Source organism: Haloarcula marismortui ATCC 43049, from assembly GCF_000011085.1.
GTDB lineage: Archaea > Halobacteriota > Halobacteria > Halobacteriales > Haloarculaceae > Haloarcula > Haloarcula marismortui.
The window spans coordinates 3,124,473-3,131,724 of the sequence record NC_006396.1; the positions used below are offsets into that span (position 1 = coordinate 3,124,473).

Consider the following 7,252-nt stretch of genomic DNA (forward strand, 5'->3'; position numbering starts at 1 on the left):
TACCCCTATGCGGACACTGACTCGCCGTATGCTGTGGACCCTCTTGCTCCTCGTCGCTGTCGATATCGCTGTGGTTGCGACCGCGGCGGTGCTCCTGACACCCTGGCTTGTGCCGGTGCGGAATGCCGTCGCGGCTCACCTCCCGTTCGGTGGTGCATCGGCACGCATCGCCTGGTGGATAGCCATTCTCACCCCTGCTCTTGTGGCGTTTGTCTGGGCACAGCTCCGGTACACCAGCGCCCAGACGATGGCCGAGGTTGACGCTCGCATCGTCGGCCCCGATGAGTACCCTGCCCTCCACGAACGGGTGCAACGGCTCGCGCAACTGGCCGACCTCACGCCGCCACGGATTGCCGTCGCGGACGCCGACGTACCGAACAGTTTCGCTATCGGGACGCTTGGCGGCGCGACGGTGGTCGTCAGCGAGGGGCTCCTCTCGGCGCTCGACGGCGACGAACTTGATGCCGTGCTGGCCCACGAACTCATGCACGTCGCCAACCGCGACGCGACCGTCATGACACTGGCCAGCTTCCTTCCGTCGCTGACCAACGGCGAGTACGACCCGCTTGCGGACCTGCTTCCCGGCGGGAGTCGCTACGCGCTCGGGCTGGTCGCGCTCGGTTTCGCGTACGTGTTCAGTGCCCGGGTGCTTGCGGCCCCCTTCGGAAGCCTCTCGTTCACGCTGGGGTTTCTGTTTCTGTTTGCGGTGACAGTCCTGTTGGGCAGCGTCGCGCTGGGTGTGTTCACTGCTCCCGTCGTCGTCCTCGGACGGTCGCTCTCACGCGCTCGGGAGTTTGCTGCCGACCGGAGCGCGGCCCAGCTGACCGGCGACCCCGCCGCGCTCGTCGGGGCGTTAGAGACGCTCGACAGCGGGGTCGACGACCGGCCGGGGACGGACAAACGCTCCGCGTACGCGGGCGTCCGCGGACTGTGCTTCCTTCCCTACGGGTTCGATACGGCGGCGTCGAGCGATTCCCTGGCTACCGAAACACGGTCACACCCGCCGACGACGGAGCGGGTCGAACGACTGCAGTCAGTCGCACGCTCGCTCGAAACAGGGTCAGTCTGAATCCTGCTCGACGCTCGGATGCATCGTCGGCTCGCCCGGCATCGGCTCTTCAAAGTACCGTCGCATAACCTCCAGAGACTCCTGTTCGCGCTTCTTGCGCTCCGCCTCGTCGATCTCCTCACAGCCCGGCGGAACCGGTCGGTCGCGGCCAGTGAAATATCCCTCCGGCGCGGTCCAGTCGTGATAGAAGTCGGTGTCGGAGTCCTCCAGCAGCGTGAGCCCGACCTGTGCGCCGTGGCCCGCGGCGACGATGGTCTGGTGGTGCTGCTCGGCCAGCCGGCCGGCCGCGTACAGCCCCTTAATATCGGTCCGGCCCTGCTCGTCGGTCGAGATGAACTGCTTCGACCCACGGTCGATGAGTGAGAGGTCCAGCCCCTCCAGATACGACGGGTCCGACCAGGACGCGGCGATGAGGTAGGTCGCGTCGTATGACTCGCCGTCGGTACAGGTTACCTCGAAGCCCTCCGCAGTTTCCGTCACCTGTTCGGCTTCGCCGTCGATGAACCAGACACCGGCGCGACGCGCCTGTGCCCGCATGAGTTCGAGCAGGAGCCGGGGGTTGATTCCCGCCGGAAACCCGGGGTAGTTCTCCAAGTGGGCATTGCGGTTCAGTATCGACTCACCGGTCGAGATGATCCGGGTCGACAGGTCGGCGCGAGCGGTATAGATCGCCGCCGACAGTCCGGCGACGCCGCCGCCCACGATGATGACTTCTTCGCGGTCGGTTGGCATGGACGGATGTTTCCAGCGGGGGCCAAGAAACATGCCGGTTTGAGACCTATAGACGGAGAGCAGCCAGTAACGGCCCCATCAAGGCACACACCGGGCGATACAGTTTCTGAGACTACCCGAAGCCTCATAACGATACACCTACTAAAGGCGTCGTAATGACCGACACCGTCGACGAGGTCGATATGCCGTACGACGATGACGCGTCTCAGCAACAGAAGATCGAGGCGCTGCAGGAGCGGCTAGAGGTGCTCGAATCGCAGAATGAGGAGATGCGCGACAAGCTGCTGGACGCGAACGCGGAAAACAACAAGTACCAGCAGAAGCTCGAACGACTTACGCACGAGAATAAGAAGCTCAAGCAGTCACCGCTGTTTGTCGCGACCGTTCAGGAACTCTCCAGCGATGGCGTGATTATCAAACAGCACGGCAACAATCAGGAGGCCCTGACAGAGGTCACCGACGAGATGCGCGAGGAACTCGAACCCGACGACCGCGTCGCTGTCAACAACTCGCTCTCTATCGTCAAGCAGCTCGATGACGAGACCGACGTTCGCGCTCGCGTGATGCAGGTCGACCAGTCGCCGGATGTCACATTCGCCGACATCGGCGGTATCGAAGAGCAGATGGAAGAAGTCCGCGAGACCGTCGAGATGCCGCTGAAGAGCCCGGAGATGTTCGAAGACGTGGGCATCGACCCGCCGAGTGGTGTTCTGCTGCACGGCCCGCCCGGTACCGGCAAAACGATGCTAGCGAAGGCCGTCGCCAACGAGACCGACGCGACCTTCATCAAGATGGCCGGCTCCGAACTGGTCCACAAGTTCATCGGTGAGGGCGCGAAGCTCGTCCGGGACCTGTTCGAACTGGCCCGTCAGGAGGAGCCTGCCGTCGTCTTCATCGACGAGATCGACGCTATCGCGGCCAAGCGAACGGAGTCAAAGACCTCCGGCGACGCCGAGGTTCAGCGGACGATGATGCAACTACTCTCGGAGATGGACGGCTTCGATGACCGCGGTGACATCCGTATCATCGCCGCGACGAACCGCTTCGACATGCTCGACCGTGCTATCCTCCGCCCCGGCCGCTTCGACCGCCTTATCGAGGTCCCGAACCCCGACCTCGAAGGTCGCAAGCAGATCTTCCAGATCCACACCCGTAGCATGAACGTCGCCGACGACGTGGACTTCGAGGCGCTGGCCGAGGATATTCAGGACGCCTCCGGTGCTGACGTGAAAGCCATCTGTACCGAGGCCGGGATGTTCGCCATCCGCGACGACCGGACCGAGGTCACGATGGCAGACTTCCACAACGCTTGGGAGAAGATTCAGCAGGAAGAGACCGACGACGAGGACGTCTCCCGGACGTTCGCCTGATTTCGGCAGCGCTTCGCTCCGATGCTCCGTGTTTTTCGTGTCAGTAGTCACCGCTTTAACCCACAATTGCGCTGTCGTACTCGCCCGTTTCAGAACACAGTTACCACTCCGGTCCTGAACTGCTGGTATGGCCGTCGCAGATACACTCCAGTCGCGTGCCCGCGCTCGTCCGCGGCTCGTCACTGCCGTCGTCTCGGTCGTTGGCTACGCGCTCGTGTTCGGCGCGTTCGGCGGTGTGTTGCCGCTCCCCGAGTTTTCGAAGGACATCGTTATTCTGCTGGGTGATGCAATCGCCGTCGTCAACAGTATCGCGCTGCTCGCAATCGTCGCCGGCGTCTACTTCATCAAGAACAATGAGGTCCAGAAACACCGCGCGGCGATGCTGACCGCGTTCACGCTCATCATGGTGTTTCTGGCGCTGTATATCCTCAAAGTCGGCGGCGGCTTCGAGAAGGAAATCGTCGCCGAGGGGTTCGTCTGGACGGCGTACATCGTGATGCTCGCCATCCACATCCTGCTGTCCGCGGTGTCCGTGCCCGTCGTCGTTCACGCGGTCGTGCTCGGGCTGACCCACTCCCCCGCCGAGCTTAGAGAGACGATTCATGCCCGTGTGGGTCGCATCGCCGTCTCCGCCTGGGGACTGAGCCTATTTCTCGGGCTCGTCACCTACGTCATGCTGAACCACATCTACGGCTGGGTCCCCCGCTGAGCGCGTGTCGGGTGGCGAACGATTTTGCCGGCCGCCGCCGTAGGCCACGGCAATGACTACAATCAAGGACAGCGTCCACGACCATATCGAGGTTCAGGGCGTCGCGGCGGCATTGCTCGACACGCCGCCGGTCCAGCGGCTCCGGCACATCTCCCAGCTCGGCACGGTGACGCTCGTCTATCCTTCGGCGAACCACACCCGATTCGAGCACTCGCTGGGCGTCTATCACCTCGCAGACCGAGTGCTGTCCCACCTGGGTATCGAGGGCCAGCAGGCCGAGCGAGTCCGAGCCGCGGCGTTGCTCCACGACGTGGGGCATTCACCGTACAGCCACAACGTCGAGGCGCTCATCCACCGCCGAACGGGCAAGTACCACGACGACGTGGACGAACTACTCGGTGACGGCCCTGTCGCACGCGTGCTCACCGAACACGGCCTCAATCCGGACCGCGTGGCCGGCCTCGTTGCCGGCGAGGGCGAACTGGGCCAGCTCGTCTCCGGCGAACTGGATGTCGACCGGATGGACTATCTGGTCCGCGACGCCCACCACACGGGCGTTCCATACGGGACTATCGACCACGAGCGGCTGGTCCGGGAGCTGTGTTTTGTCGACGGTGAACTCGTCCTCGATGAGGGGAACGTCCAGACGGCCGAGTCGCTCCTGCTCGCACGGGCGCTGATGAACCCCACTGTCTACCAGCACCACGTCGCCCGCATCGCCAAGTCGATGCTGCGGCGCGGGACCGAAGAACTACTCGCCGCGACTGATACAACGGCCGAGACGCTTCGCCGGTGGGACGATAACGACCTGCTCGTGGCGCTCAGACAGTGCGACGCGACGGCGGCGTACGCACGGCGGCTGAGCCAGCGGGACCTCTACAAACGCGCCGTCTGGGCGGAGTGGCAGGCCGTGCCCGACGAGGTGCTGGCGGCCGACCACGACGCGGTCGGCGCGATGGAGCAGGCTATCGCCGACGAAGCGAACGTCGACAGCGACGCCGTTGTGCTCGACATTCCGCCCGAACCGTCGATGACCGAGTCCAGCAGCCGTGTCCTCGTCAACGGTGGGGTCCGTCGACTCGGTGAACAGTCGACGCTGGTCAACGCCATCCGCGCCGCCCAGCGCGACCAGTGGCGGCTCGGCGTCTATGCGCCGGACGCCGAGAGTGAGCGGGTCGGCGCGGCGGCCATCCGCGAGTTGGGACTCGACCTCGACGGGGCTCGGGTTCGGGACGTACGGACGGGTATCCATGCGACCCTCGATGAGTTTAACTGAGAGAACGGGCGAACAGGGAGTGTGATTCTGGAAGGGACGATTCTGACGGGGCGGTCGTTCAAGGCCGTCGAGGGCCGTGTCGTCGTCGAAGACGGGGAGATAACCGCTGTCGAGGAAACCGCGGTCGACAGCGACGACATCGTAGCGCCGGCGTTCGTCAACGCCCACACGCATATCGGCGATTCCATCGCCAAGGAGGCCGGCGAGGGGCTCTCGCTCGAAGAACTCGTCGCCCCGCCGGACGGCCTGAAACATCGACTCCTCCACGATGCGAGCCGAGACGAATTAGTGGCCGCGATGGAGCGGACGCTGTCGTTCATGGAGCAGGCCGGGACTGGTGCATTCATCGAGTTCCGGGAAGGCGGTGTCGAGGGCGTCCGCGCGATACAGGACGCGCTGTCCGACTCACCGCTTGAGAGCGTCGTTCTCGGGCGCGAGACGACTGACGCGATGGAACTGGGCGACGGGTTCGGCGCGAGCGGGGCCAACGACAGTGAGTTCGGGGCGGAGCGACGCGCGACGCGACAGGCCGGGAAGCTGTTCGGCATCCACGCGGGCGAGGTCGATAGCTCCGACATCAATCCCGCCCTTGACCTCGACCCCGATTTCCTCGTCCACATGGTTCACGCCAAGTCGCTGCATCTCGAACGGGTCGCCGACAGCGAAATCCCCGTTGTGGTCTGTCCCCGGTCGAACATCGTCACCGGCGTTGGCCGTCCGCCGGTCGAAGCACTGGCTGACCGGACGACGGTCGCACTCGGGACGGACAATGTCATGCTCAACAGCCCGTCGATGTTCCGCGAGATGGAGTTCACCGCGAAGCTGTACGACCTCTCAGCCCGCGAGGTGTTGCGGATGGCCACAGTCAACGGAGCCGAAATCTCGGGGCTTGGCGGCGGACTCATCAAGACCGGACAACCGGCACGCCTGCTGGTGCTCGACGGGGATTCGGACAATCTCTGCGGCGCACAGAACCCCGTTCGGGCAGTCGTTCGTCGGGCAGGGACGGCCGACGTTCGACGAGTCGTCCATCCGATGACGGAATAATTCTTATCACTGCGGGAATAGTATCTTCGGGCAATGCCCTCCACCACCGACCGCGCCCTGAGTACACCACTGAAAATACTCCTGTATGGCCTGTTAGGGCTGGTCTCGTTGTTTGTCGTCATCGCGGCTGTGAGAGTTGCGTTCGGACTGTTCTTCGGTCTCATCGGTCTCATACTGGGACTCCTCTCTCTGGCTGCCACCATCGGGTTCATAGTGGCCATCGGCTACGCCGTGTACTGGGTCGTGTCAGAGGTTTTCGGTCAGGACGAGGCAACGGCGTCGGCGACTGACGCGTCACGGGCACAGGCCGCACACACGACTGGCGAGGCCAACGAAACAGACCCCGTCGATCGGCTCTCTGAGCGCTACGCTAACGGGGAGATAACCGAGGCAGAACTGGAACGCCGACTCGAACAGGCCCTTGACGGCCCGTCCGTGGATGACTCCGGGACAGCGGAGTTCGAACGGGACCGAGAGTTGAACTGAGCACTACCCTGCTTGGCTGTTTCATGTTACCCCTTACCAAACTATATCCGTTCAGCCAGTCAATAGTACAGTATGTACAACAGGATACTGGTACCGACTGACGGATCAGCGGGGTCGAGAGATATACTCACACACGCTGAGGCGCTTGCAACGGCTCACGACAGTGAGATTCACGCGCTGTACGTCGTCGACATCGGTCGGTTCTCCACGCTCCCGCACGAGCCGACGTGGGAGGGCGTCACCGACTCGCTTCACCGCGAAGGTGAGATGGCGCTGGACATGGTGGAACGTCTTGTTGCCGACGACGTGACTGTCACGCGAGCCACGGCCGAGGGAAGCCCAAGCCGGGAAATCGTCGAGTACGCGAGCCAGCACGGCTGTGACCTCATCGTGATGGGGACCCACGGTCGCGGCGGCATCGACCGCCTGTTGCTGGGCAGCGTCGCCGAACGGGTCGTCCGGTCAGCCCACGTCCCAGTCGTCACCGTTCCGGTGGAGACAGCGATGCAAGACCTCCCGGAGGATGAGCAGCCTGCCGGCGTCCCACAGTGACGTGTCCCCTG

Annotated in this window: 8 protein-coding genes; 7 read left to right on the forward strand and 1 reads right to left on the reverse strand. The window is 63.8% G+C overall.

What is annotated here, in order from left to right; genetic code table 11:
* The first annotated feature begins 28 nt into the window (after positions 1-28).
* The gene (locus tag RR_RS19735; protein WP_004963514.1) at positions 29-1,069 is read left to right on the forward strand and encodes a M48 family metalloprotease; all 1,041 of its coding nucleotides are present in this window, start codon (positions 29-31) and stop codon (positions 1,067-1,069) included.
* Here RR_RS19735 and RR_RS19740 read toward each other — a convergent pair.
* The gene (locus tag RR_RS19740) at positions 1,061-1,801 is read right to left on the reverse strand and encodes an NAD(P)/FAD-dependent oxidoreductase (protein WP_049939123.1); all 741 of its coding nucleotides are present in this window, start codon (positions 1,799-1,801) and stop codon (positions 1,061-1,063) included. The two genes, RR_RS19735 and RR_RS19740, sit on opposite strands and share 9 nt — an antisense overlap.
* Positions 1,802-1,956: 155 nt before the next feature.
* Here RR_RS19740 and RR_RS19745 point away from each other — a divergent pair, with 155 nt between their 5' ends.
* The 6 genes from RR_RS19745 to RR_RS19770 all read left to right on the forward strand — a co-directional run bounded on the left by RR_RS19745 (position 1,957) and on the right by RR_RS19770 (position 7,241).
* Positions 1,957-3,171 (forward strand): proteasome-activating nucleotidase Pan1, encoded by a 1,215-nt coding sequence (locus RR_RS19745; protein ID WP_011224866.1) that lies wholly within the window; start codon positions 1,957-1,959, stop codon positions 3,169-3,171.
* Positions 3,172-3,298: 127 nt separating this feature from the next.
* Positions 3,299-3,880 (forward strand): DUF420 domain-containing protein, encoded by a 582-nt coding sequence (locus RR_RS19750; RefSeq protein ID WP_011224867.1) that lies wholly within the window; start codon positions 3,299-3,301, stop codon positions 3,878-3,880.
* Positions 3,881-3,932: 52 nt separating this feature from the next.
* On the forward strand, positions 3,933-5,156 hold the full coding sequence (locus tag RR_RS19755) for an HD domain-containing protein (RefSeq protein WP_007188203.1): 1,224 nt from the start codon (positions 3,933-3,935) through the stop codon (positions 5,154-5,156).
* Between the two features lie 21 nt (positions 5,157-5,177).
* On the forward strand, positions 5,178-6,203 hold the full coding sequence (locus RR_RS19760; protein WP_049939124.1) for an amidohydrolase family protein: 1,026 nt from the start codon (positions 5,178-5,180) through the stop codon (positions 6,201-6,203).
* Between the two features lie 33 nt (positions 6,204-6,236).
* Positions 6,237-6,689, forward strand: coding sequence for an SHOCT domain-containing protein (locus tag RR_RS19765; RefSeq protein ID WP_007188205.1), 453 nt, complete (start codon positions 6,237-6,239; stop codon positions 6,687-6,689).
* Positions 6,690-6,761: 72 nt separating this feature from the next.
* Positions 6,762-7,241, forward strand: a complete 480-nt coding sequence (locus RR_RS19770; RefSeq protein ID WP_011224869.1) for a universal stress protein — start codon at positions 6,762-6,764, stop codon at positions 7,239-7,241.
* Positions 7,242-7,252 lie beyond the last annotated feature (11 nt).

Excerpts from the sequence above, each read along its gene's own strand:
- RR_RS19770 (WP_011224869.1), top strand. The coding sequence starts at position 6,762 with ATGTACAACAGGATACTGGTACCGACTGACGGATCAGCGGGGTCGAGA.
- RR_RS19740 (WP_049939123.1), bottom strand. The coding sequence starts at position 1,801 with ATGCCAACCGACCGCGAAGAAGTCATCATCGTGGGCGGCGGCGTCGCC.
- RR_RS19765 (WP_007188205.1), top strand. The coding sequence starts at position 6,237 with ATGCCCTCCACCACCGACCGCGCCCTGAGTACACCACTGAAAATACTC.
- RR_RS19750 (WP_011224867.1), top strand. The coding sequence starts at position 3,299 with ATGGCCGTCGCAGATACACTCCAGTCGCGTGCCCGCGCTCGTCCGCGG.
- RR_RS19755 (WP_007188203.1), top strand. The coding sequence starts at position 3,933 with ATGACTACAATCAAGGACAGCGTCCACGACCATATCGAGGTTCAGGGC.
- RR_RS19735 (WP_004963514.1), top strand. The coding sequence starts at position 29 with ATGCTGTGGACCCTCTTGCTCCTCGTCGCTGTCGATATCGCTGTGGTT.
- RR_RS19745 (WP_011224866.1), top strand. The coding sequence starts at position 1,957 with ATGACCGACACCGTCGACGAGGTCGATATGCCGTACGACGATGACGCG.